Annotated in this window: 1 protein-coding gene and 1 tRNA gene; both read left to right on the top strand. The window is 34.5% G+C overall.

Annotated elements, in window-relative coordinates:
- The first annotated feature begins 271 nt into the window (after positions 1-271).
- A complete protein-coding gene (bshB1, locus tag ACFFU9_RS10340) occupies positions 272-991 on the top strand; it encodes a bacillithiol biosynthesis deacetylase BshB1 (RefSeq protein ID WP_379861361.1) in 720 nt (239 codons plus the stop codon).
- A 115-nt stretch (positions 992-1,106) separates the two neighbouring features.
- Positions 1,107-1,182: transfer RNA gene (locus ACFFU9_RS10345), tRNA-His, on the top strand.
- The last annotated feature ends 223 nt before the right edge of the window (positions 1,183-1,405 follow it).

Raw genomic sequence — 1,405 nt, forward strand, 5'->3', positions numbered from 1 at the left:
TTTTAGTGCGCTTGTAGAGTCCCATGAAAATTATTTTTAGTCTGCAAACCAAAAATAAGGGATTCTCAAGCTTCTTTAAAACTTAAACTTTCGGATAGTTGTGAAATAATATCTATAATTTATATCCCTTTTTTAAACATCTAGAAAAGGAAAAGAACTGGTGGTAAAAAGTTTTTAAGTATTTTTACAAAAGTTAGTGAAAGTTTAAAAAAAAAACACTCCTTATGTGTAGTAGGAAAACAATTTAAGGGTAAAAAAATAAATGAAAGAGATGACATTAGATATTCTTGCCTTTGGTGCACATCCAGATGATGTGGAATTGGGCTGTGGTGCAACTTTGGCAAAAGAAATAGACCAAGGTAAGAAAGTAGGGATTATAGATTTAACAAGGGGCGAATTGGGAACCCGAGGTACAGCTAAAACTAGAGATGAAGAGGCTACAACGGCCGCTACGATATTAGGCGTTTCATTTAGAAAGAATCTTGGTTTTGCCGATGGTTTTTTTTTAAATGATAAAGCCCATCAATTGGAAGTGATTAAGCTTATAAGAGAGTACCGGCCAGAATTGATATTATGTAATGCTATAGATGATAGACATATTGATCACGGTAAGGGCAATAGGCTGGTTAGCGATGCTTGTTTTTTAAGTGGACTTATAAAGATTGAAACAAAAAATGGAGATGGGGTTATCCAAAAACCATGGCGGCCAAAACAAGTGTATCATTACATTCAATGGAAAAATATAACCCCTGATTTGGTGGTAGATGTTTCGGGATATATCGATAAAAAGGTAAAGGCAGTAATGGCTTATAAAACCCAGTTTTACGATACAACTAGTAAAGAGCCAGAAACGCCTATTTCAAACAAGAATTTTTTAGACAGTATTACTTATAGGTCTAGAGATTTAGGGCGATTGGTGGGTGTAGATAATGCCGAGGGCTTCACCGTAGAACGTTATATTGCGGTAGATAGTTTGTTCGATATTAAATAGTTATCTCTATAGGTTTTTTTTATTTGTTTTTTTATGAAAAAAAATTGTGAAAGTTTTTGTAGATATCGTTCAAATCTATTACATTTGCAGTCGCATTGTAAAATGTAAGTTACATGGTGGTTGTAGCTCAGTTGGTTAGAGCATTGGTTTGTGGTACCAAGGGTCGCCGGTTCGAATCCGGTCTTCCACCCAAAAAGCAAAAGCCTTTCAAGAAATTGAAAGGCTTTTTTTGTAGATTTATATTTTTTTAAAAATCGGTTTTCTGGGATCAAGTCGGATCAAGTCATAAAGTTGTGGGATTTTAAGATTATGGGATCAAGTCATAAAGTTGTGGGATTTTAAGATTATGCATAAATTGTTGTAAGTCTATATAGGAAGAACTCTACGTTTCTAACCCCTCTGAACTGCGCTCTA

Source organism: Mariniflexile ostreae, from assembly GCF_042427585.1.
In the GTDB taxonomy this organism is placed as follows: Bacteria; Bacteroidota; Bacteroidia; order Flavobacteriales; family Flavobacteriaceae; genus Pseudalgibacter; species Pseudalgibacter ostreae.

Bases quoted from the DNA above. Each gene is read 5' to 3' on its own strand.
- bshB1 (WP_379861361.1), top strand. From the start codon at position 272: ATGACATTAGATATTCTTGCCTTTGGTGCACATCCAGATGATGTGGAA.